General features: G+C 65.5%; 15 protein-coding genes and 2 pseudogenes. 7 read left to right on the forward strand and 10 right to left on the reverse strand.

Annotation, left to right across the window (positions count from 1 at the left end):
• A partial coding sequence (locus AC1DYD_RS29540; protein WP_478176309.1) for a transposase occupies nt 1-384 on the reverse strand: 384 nt, incomplete at its 3' end.
• A gap of 80 nt (nt 385-464) precedes the next feature.
• On the opposite strand from AC1DYD_RS29540, the pseudogene AC1DYD_RS29545 reads away from it, so the two are divergent.
• Both AC1DYD_RS29545 and istB read left to right on the forward strand, forming a co-directional pair.
• Nucleotides 465-902 (forward strand): annotated as a pseudogene (locus AC1DYD_RS29545) (IS21 family transposase); the annotation flags it as partial.
• Nucleotides 889-1,653 carry an IS21-like element helper ATPase IstB gene (istB, locus tag AC1DYD_RS29550; RefSeq protein WP_478176310.1) on the forward strand — a complete coding sequence of 255 codons (765 nt, stop codon included), beginning with the start codon at nt 889-891 and terminating at the stop codon, nt 1,651-1,653. The pseudogene AC1DYD_RS29545 and the gene istB, both read left to right, overlap by 14 nt.
• A gap of 174 nt (nt 1,654-1,827) precedes the next feature.
• Here the strand turns inward: istB and AC1DYD_RS29555 are convergent.
• From AC1DYD_RS29555 to AC1DYD_RS29595, 9 genes and pseudogenes are all read right to left on the reverse strand, one after another.
• Nucleotides 1,828-1,986 (reverse strand): annotated as a pseudogene (locus AC1DYD_RS29555) (IS3 family transposase); the annotation flags it as partial.
• A 427-nt stretch (nt 1,987-2,413) separates the two neighbouring features.
• Nucleotides 2,414-2,914, reverse strand: a complete 501-nt coding sequence (locus AC1DYD_RS29560) for a helix-turn-helix domain-containing protein (protein ID WP_478176311.1) — start codon at nt 2,912-2,914, stop codon at nt 2,414-2,416.
• Nucleotides 2,889-3,209 (reverse strand): type II toxin-antitoxin system RelE/ParE family toxin, encoded by a 321-nt coding sequence (locus AC1DYD_RS29565; RefSeq protein WP_478176312.1) that lies wholly within the window; start codon nt 3,207-3,209, stop codon nt 2,889-2,891. Before AC1DYD_RS29565 ends, AC1DYD_RS29560 begins: the two co-directional genes overlap by 26 nt.
• Nucleotides 3,210-3,370: 161 nt before the next feature.
• A complete protein-coding gene (locus AC1DYD_RS29570; RefSeq protein ID WP_478176313.1) occupies nt 3,371-3,985 on the reverse strand; it encodes a TetR/AcrR family transcriptional regulator in 615 nt (204 codons plus the stop codon).
• Between the two features lie 43 nt (nt 3,986-4,028).
• A complete protein-coding gene (locus AC1DYD_RS29575; RefSeq protein ID WP_478176314.1) occupies nt 4,029-5,210 on the reverse strand; it encodes an acetyl-CoA C-acyltransferase in 1,182 nt (393 codons plus the stop codon).
• Nucleotides 5,203-8,193, reverse strand: coding sequence for an AMP-binding protein (locus AC1DYD_RS29580; protein ID WP_478176315.1), 2,991 nt, complete (start codon nt 8,191-8,193; stop codon nt 5,203-5,205). The genes AC1DYD_RS29575 and AC1DYD_RS29580 overlap by 8 nt, the downstream gene beginning before the upstream one ends.
• Nucleotides 8,190-8,561, reverse strand: coding sequence for a hypothetical protein (locus tag AC1DYD_RS29585; protein ID WP_478176316.1), 372 nt, complete (start codon nt 8,559-8,561; stop codon nt 8,190-8,192). Before AC1DYD_RS29585 ends, AC1DYD_RS29580 begins: the two co-directional genes overlap by 4 nt.
• Nucleotides 8,562-8,579: 18 nt before the next feature.
• On the reverse strand, nt 8,580-9,527 hold the full coding sequence (locus tag AC1DYD_RS29590; RefSeq protein WP_478176317.1) for an SDR family oxidoreductase: 948 nt from the start codon (nt 9,525-9,527) through the stop codon (nt 8,580-8,582).
• A 32-nt stretch (nt 9,528-9,559) separates the two neighbouring features.
• Entirely contained in the window at nt 9,560-10,552 is a 993-nt protein-coding gene (locus AC1DYD_RS29595) for a Bug family tripartite tricarboxylate transporter substrate binding protein (RefSeq protein ID WP_478176318.1), read from the reverse strand.
• A gap of 194 nt (nt 10,553-10,746) precedes the next feature.
• Between AC1DYD_RS29595 and AC1DYD_RS29600 the strand changes: the two genes are divergently transcribed.
• The 5 genes from AC1DYD_RS29600 to AC1DYD_RS29620 all read left to right on the forward strand — a co-directional run bounded on the left by AC1DYD_RS29600 (nt 10,747) and on the right by AC1DYD_RS29620 (nt 15,101).
• A complete protein-coding gene (locus tag AC1DYD_RS29600; RefSeq protein WP_478176319.1) occupies nt 10,747-11,190 on the forward strand; it encodes a MaoC family dehydratase N-terminal domain-containing protein in 444 nt (147 codons plus the stop codon).
• Nucleotides 11,191-11,197: 7 nt separating this feature from the next.
• Nucleotides 11,198-11,635, forward strand: coding sequence for a MaoC/PaaZ C-terminal domain-containing protein (locus AC1DYD_RS29605; protein WP_478176320.1), 438 nt, complete (start codon nt 11,198-11,200; stop codon nt 11,633-11,635).
• A gap of 61 nt (nt 11,636-11,696) precedes the next feature.
• Nucleotides 11,697-12,860 (forward strand): acyl-CoA dehydrogenase family protein, encoded by a 1,164-nt coding sequence (locus AC1DYD_RS29610; RefSeq protein WP_478176321.1) that lies wholly within the window; start codon nt 11,697-11,699, stop codon nt 12,858-12,860.
• A 64-nt stretch (nt 12,861-12,924) separates the two neighbouring features.
• The gene (locus AC1DYD_RS29615; RefSeq protein ID WP_478176361.1) at nt 12,925-13,800 is read left to right on the forward strand and encodes an SDR family NAD(P)-dependent oxidoreductase; all 876 of its coding nucleotides are present in this window, start codon (nt 12,925-12,927) and stop codon (nt 13,798-13,800) included.
• Nucleotides 13,801-13,892: 92 nt separating this feature from the next.
• Nucleotides 13,893-15,101 (forward strand): acetyl-CoA hydrolase/transferase family protein, encoded by a 1,209-nt coding sequence (locus AC1DYD_RS29620; protein WP_478176362.1) that lies wholly within the window; start codon nt 13,893-13,895, stop codon nt 15,099-15,101.
• The last annotated feature ends 10 nt before the right edge of the window (nt 15,102-15,111 follow it).

The raw sequence follows: 15,111 nt of genomic DNA on the forward strand, positions 1-15,111 counted from the left end.
ATGCTGCACAGTCGACCGCCGCCGAGATGCTGCACAGTCGACCGCCGCCGAGACCGGCCACGCAACGCTGACGCCGAGGGCCCCGCGCTTGAACTCGAGTCGGATCGTCTCGGTACTGGCCGCCGCGCGCGATGGCGCCGGAGCCGCCAGCGGCGCAGGCAACGACATCTCGACAAACTCCCGCGCACGCTCGACCGTGGCACTTGCTGGAGATGGCGCGGGACTCGCCCCGCGGCCGCGACGCCATTGATGCACGAGGTTGTCGTTCAGCCCAAACGACAGCGCGACCGCCGCGACGGAAGCGCCGGGTTCGGCGCAGGCGGCCAGTACCTGCGCCTTGAACGCCGCGCTGTGCCGGCGGCGTTGCTTCGGATTGACGTCCATAGCTGTCCAGCTAACTTAGATGGACAGCATGGTCTCCGGCTTGGCCTCTGATCTCAAGGTGGGGAGACTGGCCGCTTACGGTGTTGCCGCAGGACGAGCGCGTGTTCAACCCCTCGCGCGAGACCCGTCACATCCTCCAGCAGGCCAAGGCGATCGGCCCCGAGGCTGAGCGACTCTGCCAGATGCTGTTCGCCATCGAGGGCCGCGTCGGCCAGCGCAAGCTCTGGGGCATCGTGGGCCTGGCCAATCGATACCCGCGCCGCCTCGTGGACTTCGCCTGCGAACGCGCCATCGCCGATGGCGTGCACAGCTACCGCCACGTCAAGGCGCTGACCGAGAAGCTCGTGGCCGACGCGCTGGCGGCGATCGACGGTCCCCGGCAAGGCGAGTTGGCCTTGACTCAGGAGCATGCGCTGATCCGACCCGCTGACATCTACGCCGATCTGTTTGCGCGCTGTGCGGCACAACAGCCTTCCCACCCCTCGACCCACGGAGCCTCCAAGCATGACTCTCAATGAGATTGAACGCGCGCTTCGCGACCTGCGCCTGTCGGGTATCGCCGCCACCCTGAACACGCGCGTGATGCAGGCGCAGTCCTCACAGCAACCCTTCCTGGAAACCTTCGCCACCATGCTGCAGGACGAGCTCGACCGCCGTCGCTCCCGCCTGACCGAGCGGCGCTTCAAGCACTCCCGGCTCGAAGAACGGCTCACGCTGGGCGACTTCGACTGGCGCTTCAATCCGAAGTTGCCACGACAGGCCTGCTTCGAGCTGCACACGCTCAAGTTCATCGGCGAGGGTGCCAACGCGCTGATCATCGGCAAACCAGGCACCGGCAAGAGCCACATCGCCAAGGCCGTGGGCTACCAAGCGACCTTGCAAGGCCACGACGTGCGCTACGTCGAAGCCGACACCGAGTTCGCGCAGTTCGCGCTGTCAACGCCCGCCGAGCAGGCAGCAATGCTGGCCACCTACGTGGAACCGGATCTGCTCGTCCTGGACGATCTGTTCCTGTCGCGACGCATCTCGGACACCAGCGCCGAAGTGTTGCAAACCGTCGTGCACCAACGCTACAAGCGGCGCAGCAGCATCATCGTCACTTCCAACCGGGTCGTGCAGGACTGGGGCAAGTACCTCGGCGATGCCACCATGGGCACCACCATCCTCGACCGACTCATGCACCGCGCCGTCATGCTCGAGTTCGAGGGCAAGAGCTATCGACTCAAGGAGGCCGCCGCCAGATTAGCCCTCAACACTGACCACGACTGATCAATAATTCGACGTCCCTGCCTGGAGGAGTTTGAGCGGCCACAGGCGGGGAAATTTGAAGTGGCCATCCGGGCGTTCAGCAACGCACGAAAGACACCGTGATACAGCATTCTCTCAGTAAGCGACCAGCCATCCCTAATCGCCCCGGCTTTCATGGAGGCCGGTCGGTTTAAGTCAGACCGCCGCCGTGGCGGCCTGACTGGCGAGTTGCCGATAGTAGTTTGCCTCAGCCTCTGCAGGCAGGATGTAGCCGATAGGTTCGAGCAGGCGCTGGTGGTTGAACCAGGACACCCATTCCAGCGTTGCGAACTCCACCGCCTCCTTGGTCTTGAACGCATGCATCTGCGGGTCGTTGAGCGATTCAACGTCGATCGGTCGCCCAGCGCCGACGTGCAGTTCGATGAAGCCAAATCGCGCGGCTCTGAGGTGTGGCTTTGTCCTCTCGAAAGGAATCTTCTTCTTGTGCCAGAAAGAGGATGACTTTATGTCTGCCACCGAGGGTAGGCGCTTCCCACTCGTAGTCGCCTTCTCCGACATACGTCGCCTCAGCCCCAAACATAAATCTTGGTCATGTTGGCTCGCAACAGGGTGTAATGCAAACATTCTGACCTGCTTCGGAATGGCCACTCCTCGCCGCATTCTGCCTTTGACTTCAGGGATGAACCCCTGCCGGCCAGACGACTCCAGCAGCGGCGTTGGCAACGACTGCCGCTGCCGCGAGTGCAATTAGATACTTTTTCATGCAGGCCGTCACCCGCGCTTAGTCCTTCATGTGTTTCGTGTCCACGCGGCCATGTGCGCGTTGAGGCGCCTGCTTTGCGGAATAGATGGCGACGTTTGACTCATCGACCGCACGCTGCACGGCTTCAAATGCATTGGTAGCAGCCTCAACGGCGCTACGCATGACAGCGACCGCGCGGGCACTTGCAACGCGCGCGGCGGGCGCCTTGAAATTCGGATCGACTGCCTTCAGCGCTTCTGGCATTTTTTCGGCGATCGCTATCAGCGTCTTCGCTGCGCCCGTGGGCTCGCGACGCCCTTGCTCCCACTGCTGCAAGGTGCGCACAGAGACACCAAGCAAGTCCGCAAAACCGGCTTGTGACAGGCCTGCGCTCTCACGAGCCGCCACGACAGGGGTGTACACCTTGCGCGTCTTCCCAGCGCCCATTTCGCGCGCCGATTGCACGAGCAAGGCCTCGAAGTCCTGGCCGTCTTCAAAGGCAGCCAACTCCGCATCACTCAGAGGCTTTTTCAGCGGCATCACGCAACTCCTTCAAGGTTTCGCCAGAGATCGAATCAAGGTTCGCCTTGGCGTAGATCAACAATAAAACGACTTCGCCGGCCTTCTTGCGGTTGAAGTAGAGAATCCGCACGCCGCCACTCTTGCCCGATCCGGCCCGGGTCCAGCGCACCTTCCGCACGCCCCCCGATTTCTTTACCGGATCCCCATTGTCTGGGTTCTCTGCTATGTAGGCCGCGAACTCGCCGCGCTCTTCCTCCGTCCAATAGTTCGGCCAAAGCTTCTGGAAGGTTGGCGTTTCAACGACGGTCAGCATGCCCGGAGTATACGCCAATGGCGTAGTTTTTGCTCGTCAACTTGAACCGCAGCGCGGCGTGCGTGCCCTCGCGCCAGGTGACTTCGGGCGCCCACCCCCCGCCCGGGGCGCATTTCCCGAGAAGGTCCGCCATCTGGTTGCCTGGGCTTCGGGCTGCGCATCTATGCAATAGCTCGCACAAACATCTCGAAAACCCGCCGTGAAACCCCCAGCGGATCCTTGCGCAGTACGTAGCGCGGTGTGTTCTGCGGATTGATGAGGACGGTCGCGAGCCCCTGGCACACCGTCCACGCCGCGAGCGTCGCATCGCGGCTACCCTCCATCGATCCCTCGTTCTCGAGAAGATAGTCCGCGACTGCGGATTCCAGCAGGCTGTAAGAGCGTGTCGCCGCGTCGTTGAGTTCCGGAAACAGCGTCTTGTCAGGGATCTCCGGGCCGTGCATCAATTGGTACAGCGCTGGATGCGCCAGCGCGAATTCCACATAGGCCATCAACACGGCCATCAGCCGCTCACCGGGCGTGCGCTTGTCCTTCAGCGCACCGATGCGGTAGTCGAACAGCATTCGAAAGCCCTGGGCCGCGATCGCTGCCAAAAGCGCCGCCTTGGTTTCGAAATGGTGCAGAGGCGCCGTCTGCGTCACGCCCACGCGTTTCGCGATCTCGCGCATGGTGAGGCTACCAAGGCCCTCCGCTTCGACGATCGCCATGCCCTGGGCCAGCAGTTCCTCGCGCAGATTGCCGTGGTGGTAGGCGCTTTTCTTGGTTTTGGCGGTCATCGTCGGCCGTATGTTACCGGCGCCACCACCGCCCCCAACGGCGCTAGCCCCTCGCGACCTCGAACAAGCCCGCAGCGCCCATGCCACCGCCGATGCACATGGTGACCACGACGTACTTCACCCCTCTGCGACGGCCCTCCTGGAGCGCGTGGCCGGTCATGCGCGTGCCCGACATGCCGAAGGGATGGCCGATAGTGATGGCGCCGCCGTTGACGTTCAGGCGCTCCTGAGGGATGCCGAGCCGATCTGCGCAATAGAGCACCTGCACCGCAAAGGCCTCATTGAGTTCCCAGAGGCCGATGTCGTCCATCTTCAATCCCGCCTGCTGCAACAGTTTCGGCACGGCGAAGACAGGGCCGATGCCCATCTCGTTGGGCGCGCAGCCGGCGACCGCGAAGCCACGGAACCAGCCTAGCGTCGGGAGGCCGCGCCGGGCGGCCAGGTCGGCGTCCATCACCACGCAGGCGGCGGCGCCATCCGACAACTGGCTCGCATTGCCCGCTGTCACTGTCCCGCCTTCGAGCACCGGTTTCAATCCAGCCAGCGTGGCGGCAGTCGTGCCGGCGCGCGGACCTTCGTCCGTCGCGAGTTCGGCGGCTTCTTCACGCGTGCTGCCATCGCGATCCTGGCGGCGCGCGGTAGTCACGATAGGCACGATCTCCTCGTCGAAACGGCCTTCCGCCTGCGCCTGCGCGTAACGTAGCTGACTGAGTGCGGCGTACTCATCCTGACGCTCGCGCGAGATGCCGTAGCGCTGCTGCACGACTTCTGCAGTGTCGAGCATCGGCATGTAGACCTGCGGCGCGTTGGCCGCGAGCCACGGCTCCTCGCGCATGAATTTGTTGGTGTATTGGCGCACGCAGCTGACCGACTCGGCGCCGCCGGCCACCGCGAGCTGCAGTCCGCCAGCGCGTACGGCCTGGGCTGCGATCGCGATGCTCTGCAGGCCCGATGAGCAGTAGCGATTGACGGTTATGCCTGGCACACCTTCCGGCAGCCCAGCCGCGAGTGCGGAGATGCGGCCGATGTTGAAGCCATTGGCGCCCTCTGGAAAGGCGCAGCCAAGGACCACATCTTCGACCTCGTCGGCAGCTACGCCGGCGCGCGCAACGGCGTGCCGCACAACATGGGCGCCGAGTGTTCCACCATGCGTGAGATTGAGGGTACCTCGGAAGGCTTTGCCGATGGGGGTACGGGCATAGGAAACAATGGCGGCATCACGCATGGGTCTGCTCCGTCAGGTCGAGCGAAAGTGAAGATGAAGAGGAGGGAGGCGAGGCAGACGAGTACGCTTCAAGGACCACGCCAACACGGTGCGCGGCAAAGCCTCGGAGCGCATCCAACGCCTGTGCCTCTCCCGGGAAGACAGCGAAGCCCCCCAGTGCGAAGGCCTCGCGCACATGCGCGTGCGGGCTGTAGACGGCCAGCGGCTTGGCCGCTGCTTCCATCGCGGTCCGGCACTCGCGCACGAAACGTGGCACGTCGTAACTGGGCCCGCCGACTGCGAGCAGGCCCAAAGCGGCAGCGTCCACTGCCTCATCCTGTAGCACAACCTGCATCACGGCACCCAGCAGCGCGGGGTCGGTCAGGAGCATGGCGGTCAGGTCGACCGGGTTGCGGTTTAGCGAGAAGTCTGGTAGCAGGTCGGCCAGCTGCTGCTCGGATTTGGCAGACAGACGCGCAAGCGGCAGGTTGCGCGCTTCCGCCTCATCGGCTGCGAGCACACAAGAGGCGCCCGAATTGCTAACCAGCGCCAGCCGCGGCATACCGGCCGCAACGGCACGAGGGCGCGCCGTTGCGAGGTAGAGCGGCACGCTCGCCACCAGTTCCAACAAGCCGGGCAACGTGCGGCAGCCATGCGCATCGAACAGCGCGTCGAGATCGGCGCCGGCCGCGCCGGTGGAACCAGTGTGCAGATCGGCAGAACGGCTGCCGTGGTCGGAACGCCCCGAACGCACCGCAAGCACCGCGACGCCGCGCTGCCGGGCCGCGTCGAGCGCCGCCGCCATGCGCGCCGGGTCTGGCACATTCTCCAGATAGAGCAGCACCAGGCGCACGCCGGATCGCTGCACCAGCGCCTCGATGACATCCGCCGTGTCGACATCGGCCTCGTTGCCAGTGGCCGCCACGCACCGGACGCCACAGCCGGCTTCGCGCAGCAAGGCGTAGGCTGCCACGCCGAACGCGCCGCTCTGCGAGACGATCGCCACCGCACCATCCTGCGGGATGTGGTCAGTGTAGATCGAGGCAAATGACAGCACCGCGCCGGTGTCGAAGCTGGCGACGCCGATGCTGTTAGGCCCCACCAGGCGGAGGCCACCGGCGCGACAGATCGCCGCCAGACGCTCCTGACGGGCCCGGCCTTCAGCGCCGACCTCTGCATACCCCGATGCGAACAACAGCGCATGGCCCACACCAAGACGCACGCATTCGCTCAACTGCTGCTCCGCCTGCTCTGCGCCGATGCACAGGATCACCACGTCCGGCACTTCCGGCAGCCGATCGAGCGCTGCGTAGGCAGGTAGGCCCTGCACGCTGTCGGCGCGAGGATTGACCGGATAGATCCGACCGGCAAAGCCCTGCCCTTTCAAGTACTTGATGGGGCGGCCACCGACCTTGTTCGGGTTGTCGGACGCGCCCACCACGGCGACCGAGCGTGGTGCCAACAGCCTGTCGAGCGACGGTCGCGCGCACGTTGGCGCTTTGTTGGCCAGCGCCTTCAGCTTCGCCTTCAGAAGCTTGCCCGTACTGGTGGCCGGCAGCTGCGCCATCGCGTGCACCTCGGCCGGCACCTTGTAGGGCGCGAGCCGTTCGCGCAGGAAAGCGCGCAGTTGCGCCGCATCGACGTTGCGGCCCTGCACCGGCTCGACGTATGCGACGATTTCTTCATCACCTGGCACGCTTCGCCCGACAACCGCGCACTGCGCCACGTGGGGGAATTCGGCGATCACCTTCTCGACCTCGGCCGGGTACACATTAAAGCCGCCACGGATGATCATCTCCTTGCTTCGTCCCACGATGGAGAGATCGCCCTCGGGTCCGAAGAGACCGACGTCGCCTGTGTGCAGCCAGCCCTGCGCATCAATCGCCGTGCGCGTTTGCTCGGGATCGCGGAAATAGCCTTTCATCACGTTGGGCCCGCGGATGCAAACCTCGCCGCGCTCGCCATTGGCGACTGGCGTGCCGGCCTCGTCCATCAGTACCACCTCCACGCCCGGGATCGGCCAGCCCGCCGTCACGTCTTTCGGCGGCGGATGGCCGAAGGTGCGCGTAGCCGCGGGGGCTGACTCGGTCAGACCATAGCCGTGATGGAGGCGCAGGCCGAGCAGTGTCTCGGTCTGCGCCTTGCGGGTGGCATCGATCAGCGAGCCGCCGATGTAGACCATGCGCAGCCTGTTCGGCACCAACGCCCTGCCCTGCTGCTGTGCCCACTCGTGCAGCCGCGCGTACATCGCGGGCACGCCCTGGAACACAGTGATGGCGCCCCCCGCAATGGCCTCACCCAGCTTCTCGGCGGAGAAGCGGCCGATCAGGCGGAAAGTGGCGCCCGCGCGCAGCCCGCACAGCAACGCGGTAATCAGACCGAAGGAATGCGAGATCGGCAGGGCGTGAAAGATGACGTCGCCCGGCAGCAGCACCTGTTGCTGCTTTGAAACGCGCGTGACGAAGTCGAGGTTGGCATGCGTCAGCATGACCCCCTTGGGCATGCCGGTGCTACCCGAGGTGTAGATCATGAGCGCAACATCGTCCGGTACGCCGTCATCACTGGCCTCGGCTGCCGTGCCCGCACCCTCGAATGTCTGCAGACGGCCACCGCGAAGGCCCTGCAGCGTGCCATGTGCGCCCCGCCGCTCGGCGTGCGCGCGCGCATCGGCCGAGGCGTCAGCAGCGAAGTAGACGAGGTGCGGCTCGCAGTGCGCACAGATCGCGTCCACCTCCCCGGGCGACATCCGGGCGTTGAGCGGCACAGCCCATGCGCCCGCACGGATCGCTGCAAGAAGGGCAACGACCATGTCCTCGCTGTTCTCACCGACCAGAACCATTCGCTGGCCAGGCGCCAGTCCGGCGCCAGACAATATTTGCGCAGCGGCGTCTATGCGACCCGTCAGCTCCGCATAAGACAGCGTGCGCCCGTCCTCCAGCGCCAGGGCCACCTCGGCGCCACGCCCGAGAGCAACCACCTCTTCTACGATCCGATCGATTCTCATGAATGCCCTACTCGATGTGGATGTTCTTGGACTTCATCAGCGGGCCCCACAGGGCCGCACCAGGTCGAGACGTTGTAGTTGGGCAGTCCGCCCTCCGCGACCGTCGGCACCTGCGGCAACGCGCCGACCCGCGCGCGCGTGGTAACGGCGATCGCGCCGATCGCCGTGTTGGCCCCCGGCTTGTTCTCCACGATGACCGGCTGCTGCAGGTCGTGGCGCATTGATTCGGCCAGGCGGCGCACCAGGCTGTCGGCGATGCCACCCGGGCTGTAGGGAACGACCAGCTTGATCGGCCGATCGAGGAAGGTGGTGGCGAGCGCGGGTGCGGCGGCACCGAAGGCGAGCGCCAGAGCGACACCGGCCGCCATGGCTTTTCAGGGACTTGTTCATGTCGAGGAGCTTGGCTCGAACGCGGTGGGAGAACCAGACGAGGACGGCGCAGGCGCGGCGTCGGGGGCAGGCGCGGCACGCAGCGACCTGTCGCGCTGGTCCTGGCTGCGGACCGCCTCGCGCATCTCGCGCCAGGCGTCGTCGTCGAGTTCGGCCAGCTCGGTGAAGGAAGCGCCGTTCTGACGATGTCCGGCGCCATCGATGGCGATGGTCTCGCCGTTGATCCACTCGACACCATCTGCCATCAGGAATACCGCCAGGTTCTGCAGTTCGGGCATCCGCCCCAGTCGGTTCATCGGGTTGCGCACAACGCCGTCTTCCCAGACCGCCTTGGGGCTGAGCCGGCGGTTCGCTCCTTCAGTCGGAAAGATGCCAGGCGCAATTGCGTTCAGGCGGATGCCGTAGCGCCCCCACTCGATCGCGAGCGACTTCGTCATCACGTCGATGCCGGCCTTGCTCATGGCCGAGGGCACGACGAAGGGCGCGCCCGTACGCACCCAAGTCACGACGATGGAGATCACCGAGCCCTTGTGCCCGCTGGCAATCCAGCGCCGCCCCACATGGTGAGTGACGTAGTAGGTGCCATGCAGCACGATGTTGGCCACCGCGTCGAAACCACGCGGCGATACGTCCTGCGTACGGCTGACAAAGTTGCCCGCGGCGTTGTTGACCAGCCCGTCAAGCGGGCCGTGTTCCACCCAGATGCGCTCGATCATCGCGTCGACCGAATCGGCTTGGCGGATGTCGACCGCATGAGCGCGGACCACGCCACCATGGCGCGCCACAAGTTCGGCGACCGTGGCGTCCAACACCGCTTGGCGGCGCCCACATATATGGACCTCGGCGCCCAATTGAAGGTAGCGTTCGGCGATCTCCCGGCCGAGGCCGGAGCCGCCACCGGTGACCAGGATGCGCTTGCCGCGCAGGAGATGGGGTTCGAACATTGGATGGATTCCGAAATAGGTGGAAGGGCGTCCTATTCGAGGACGATGTTCTTGGCGCGGATCAGCGGCGCCCAGCGCTCGCGCTCCTTACCGATGTATTGGACGAACTCGGCCTGTGTCATGGCCGGCGGGACCACCAGGCCGAGCGCCTCGAACTGCTCGCGGAAGCTCTTCTCGGCGATCGCCTGCGCCACCGATGCATTGAGCCGCAGCGCAATGTTGGCCGGCGTGTTGCGGGGCAGCATCAGGCCGAACCAGGTGGTGACCTCAAAGTTCGGATAGCCGCTTTCTGCCACGGTCGGCACCTCCGGAAGCGCCGGTAGACGTTCGCGCCCGGTTACCGCCAGCGCGCGCAGCTTGCCGCCCCGAACAAGCGCCATGGCGCTGCCCGCCGCGTCGGCAAAGAACTGAATATCGCCGCCCATCAGAGCGGAATGCGCAGGCGCGCTGCCGTTGTAGGGCACGTGTACCAACGAAATCCCGGCCTCGCTCTGCAGCAGTTCGACCGCCAGATGCAACGAGCTGCCGGTGCCCGTGGACGCGTAGTTGAGCTTGCCCGGGTTGGCCTTGGCATCGGCGACGAAGTCGCGCAGGGTGCGGTCCGGCGAGCCGTTGCCGACCACCATGAGCATCGGCGTGACGGCGATGCGGGCCACCGGCAGCAACTCCTTGTCCGGGTTGTAGGAAAGCTTGGGGTAGAGCAGCGGGTTGAGCACCGCGGTCGCCCCGGTGGCGAAGAGCACAGTGTAGCCGTCCGGCGCGGCGGAGGCGACGGTGCGGGCGCCCAGCGCGGAGTTGGCGCCCGGCTTGTTGTCCACGATGACAGCCTGCCCCAAGTCCTTGCGCATGCGCTCGGCCAGCGCGCGCGCCAGCACGTCGGTGATGCCGCCTGCCGTGTAGGGCACGACCAGTCGGATCGGCCGCTCGGGGTAGCCCGCGGCCACTGCAGTGCCGCCAAGCAAGAGTCCCGGGACCACCAGAGGCGCACACAAGAGCAGCCGCCGTATGAGTTGCTTTCCTACCATGTCATCTCCTTTTCCGTCACCGTCAGCGAATCTTCGTTTCGAGCGATTTGATCTTAACAGTGGTTAGTTCTAAACTAACATCTATCGTTTTCCCTTATGCAACTTTCCGTGGGAAGACTCTTTCCTTCGGTTCACAATCTAATCATGAAACAGATTAAAGATGCAATTTCACACCTGATCGGGAGTTCGCTCACGTGATCAATCGATCGTTCATCGGACATGCGCTGCCCGGGTTTACGGTGACCCCTGACAGGCGGGGTGTGAAGGCCTTCGCGCAGGCGACCCTCCAGGCAGACGGCGTCTTTTGGGATCCTGCCGCTGCGCGCGCAGGCGGCCTGCGCGGCTGTCCACTGCCGCCCACCTATCTCTTCTGCCTTGAGATGGAAGGCCCGGACCCGACGGCCATGCGTCGCCTGCTCAATATCGACATCGCGCGGGTGCTGCATGGCGAGCAGCGCTTCGACTACCACGCAACCGCATTCGTCGGCGAAGCGTTGTGCTTCGAGCCCCGAATCGTGGACATCTACGACAAGAAGAACGGTGCGCTCGAGTTCGTCGTTCGCCAGACGCTCGTTCGCAGGGAAGATGGGGAACCCGTTTGCACCCTTCGCAACACCACGGTGGTGCGCAATGGCTGAGTCAGAGATGCTTCATGGCGCGCTGCGGGTCGGCGACACGCTGCCCGCATGGACGGCACCCCCCATCACGCGGCACGCCCTGGCCCTCTACTGCGGCGCCTCGGGTGACCACAACCCGATCCATGTTGACATTGATTTCGCGCGGGCCGCCGGCATGCCTGATGTCTTTGCGCACGGCATGCTAGCGACAGCCTATCTGGCGCATGTGCTGACTGCCGTCGTGCCGGTGCACGCGCTACGCAGCTATGGCGTGCGCTTCGTCGCCATCACCTACGTGGGTGACAGTCTTCACTGCAGCGCGCACGTCGTCGAGCTCGTCGAGCGCAACGGCGAACGACTTGCGCGCCTTTCACTATGTGCGACCGACCAGCGCCAACAGGTCAAGCTGCAGGGCGACGCCGAAGTCTCGCTGGACGCACTTCCTGCTGCCGACGTTGCCGTCTGAATGCACCAGCGACCGGCCATGGTCCATCCATCTCATCACTCTCCCTGCATCGCACGACGCCATGACACTTCCCATTGACACCACCTATCAGGACATCCGCGATGCGGTGCGCGCCCTGTGCGCCGAGTTCCCGGCCGAGTACCACCGCAAGGTCGACGAACAGCGCGCCTACCCCGAGGCCTTCGTCGACGCGCTCACGCGCGCCGGCTGGATGGCCGCGCTGATCCCCTCGGAGTACGGTGGCTCCGGCCTCGGCCTGGCCGAAGCGTCGGTGATCATGGAGGAGATCAACCGCTCAGGCGGCAACTCCGGCGCCTGCCACGGCCAGATGTACAACATGAACACGCTGCTGCGCCACGGCTCACCCGCGCAGAAGGACCTCTACCTGCCCAAAATCGCCTCGGGTGAATGGCGCCTGCAGTCCATGGGCGTGACCGAGCCCACCACAGGCACCGACACCACCAAGATCAAGACCACCGCGGTGAAGAAGGGCGACCGCTACGCCATTAATGGCCAAAAGGTCTGGATCAGCCGCGTGCAGCACTCCGACTGGATGATCCTGCTCGCGCGCACCACGCCGCTGGCCGAGGTGAAGAAGAAGAGCGAGGGCATGTCGATTTTCATGGTCGACCTGCGCCAGGCCGAGAAGAGCGGATTGACGGTTCGCCCGATCCCCAACATGGTCAACCACGAGACCAACGAGCTGTTCTTCGAGAACCTGGAGATCCCTGAGGAAAACCTGATCGGCCAGGAAGGCCAGGGTTTCAAGTACATCCTCGACGGACTGAATGCCGAACGCACGCTAATTGCGGCCGAGTGCATCGGCGACGGCCACTGGTTTATTGATCGGGTCAGCAAGTACGTGAGCGAGCGCGTGGTGTTCGGCCGCCCGATCGGGCAGAACCAGGGCGTGCAGTTCCCGATCGCCGAGAGTTACATCGAGGTCGAGGCGGCCAACCTGATGCGCTGGAAGGCCTGCGCACTGTTCGACGCGCACCAGCCCTGCGGTGCCGAGGCCAACATGGCCAAGTACCTCGCGGCCAAGGCCAGTTGGGAGGCCGCCAACGCCTGCATCCAGTTCCACGGGGGTTTCGGCTTCGCCAATGAATACGACGTGGAGCGCAAGTTCCGCGAGACGCGCCTCTACCAGGTCGCGCCCATTTCCACCAACCTCATCCTGAGCTATGTGGCCGAGCATGTGCTCGGCATGCCGCGCTCCTTCTGAGCGGCGCCAGGACACAACCCATTTCACACAGGACACGGACATGACGAACAAGACAGGCGACAGCATGATGCAGGACAAGGTGGTGCTGGTCACCGGCGCGGGCACGGGCATCGGCCGCGACCTCGCGCTCGGGCTGGCACGCGAAGGCGCGCGAGTGGTGGTCAACGACATGGGCGATGCGGCGCACGGCGTGGTCGCAGAGATCCGCGACGCGGGCGGCGAGGCGCTCGCCAGCCTGGGCAGCGTGGCAGAGGCCGCCGCGGCACAGCGCATCGTCGATGCCGCGGTCGAGCGCTTCGGCCGGCTCGACGGCGTGATCAACAACGCCGGCATCCTGCGCGACCGCTTCTTCCACAAGATGGGCGCGCACGAATGGGATGCCGTGATCAAGGTGCATCTCTACGGCACCTACTACATCAGCCGCGCCGCGGCCAATCACTTCAAGGAACAGGGCAGCGGCGCGTTCGTGCACATGACCTCGACCTCAGGGCTCATCGGCAACCTGGGGCAGGCCAACTACAACGCCGCGAAGATGGGCATCGCCGCCCTCTCCAAGAGCATCTCGCTCGACATGCAGAAGTTCAACGTGCGCTCCAATTGCATCGCGCCGTTCGCATGGACGGCGATGACCAGTTCGATCCCCACCGACACGCCCGACCAGATCGCACGCGTGGAGAAGTTCAAGCAGATGACGCCCGCGAAGATCGCCCCGCTGGCCGTCTACCTGCTCAGCGACGCAGCAGCGGCCGTGAACGCCCAGGTCTTCACCGTGCGCAACAACGAGGTCTTCCTCATGAGCCAGCCGCGACCGGTGCGCTCCGTCCATCGCCAGGAAGGATGGACGGCGAAGAGCCTGGCCGAACACGGCATCCCGGCACTGCGCTCGGCCTTCGTGCCGATGGAGCGCTCGGCAGACGTCTTCGCGTGGGATCCGATTTGAGCGAGAAGGCCCCGCGGCCCGGCGGCGCATCACCGCTCCCGCCGCCGGCGGAGCTCGACCTCGGTCGGTGGATCCGCCCCGGCGACACGCTGATGTGGGGCCAGTCCAGCGCCGAGCCGGCGACGCTGGTACGCGCCTATGCGGCGCAGCGCCACAACTTCGCGCGCAGCCGCGCCTTCCTGGGCATCGGTTTGTCGGGCCTGCTCGACGCCACGCATGCGGATGCGATCGACTTCGTCGGCTACTGCGGCAGCGGCACCAACCGCCGTCTCGGCGATGCGGGCGCGCTCGACATCCTGCCGTGCCACTACTCCGACCTGCCCGCGCTCATCCGCAGCGGCGCGCTGCGCATCGACGTTCTCCTGCTGCAGGTACCGCCCGCCGACGCACAGGGCCGCCACAGTCTCGGCCTGGCGCACGAATACCTGCTGGCCGCACTGGACACGGCGCGCGTGGTGATCGCCGAAGTCAACGCGCAGATGCCATGGACCTGCGGTGACCGCCTGCTTCAGCCCGAGGAGATAGACGTGCGTGTCGATGCGTCGTATCCGCCGCTGCCCGCAGCCTCGGCATCGGTGGGCGAGAGGGAGCGGGCCATTGCTGAGCACGTCTCCGCGCTGGTGGAAGACGGCGCAACCCTGCAGTGCGGACTGGGCGCCATTCCCGAAGCGGTGCTCGGTGTGCTGCATGACCGGCGTGATCTGGGCGTCCACTCCGGCACCGTCGGCGATGCCGTCATGGCACTGATGGAAGCCGGGGCCGTGACCAACGCGCGCAAGGGGCGCGACCCCGGCGCTAGCATCGCCGGCGTGCTTATGGGCAGCACACGCCTGCATCGTTTCGCGCACCACAACCCTGCGCTGCAGATGCGGGGCACCGAGTACACGCACCACCCCGAGGTGCTGGCGTCACTCTCTCGCTTCGTGGCGATCAACTCCGCGGTCGAGGTTGACCTGACCGGCCAGGTCAACGCCGAGATCGCCGCCGGCTCCTACGTGGGCGCCGTCGGCGGTGCCGTCGATTTCCTGCGGGGCGCGCAGCGCAGCCGCGGCGGTGTACCCGTGGTGGCACTGCCTTCGACGGCCGGGGCGCACAGCCGCATCGTCGCCACGCTCTCGGGGCCGGTGAGCACGCCTCGCTGCGACGCGGGCGTCTTCGCCACCGAATTCGGCGTGGCCGACCTGCGCGGACTGCCGCTCGCCGCACGCATGCGGCAGATGCTCGACATCGCGCATCCGTCGCACCGGGCGCGCCTCGAACAAGAAGGCTTCGAAGCCAACCGAAGCCTCGCCCGGCGCTGAGCCGGTTCCA

The organism is Variovorax sp. P4_B11, from assembly GCF_056402355.1.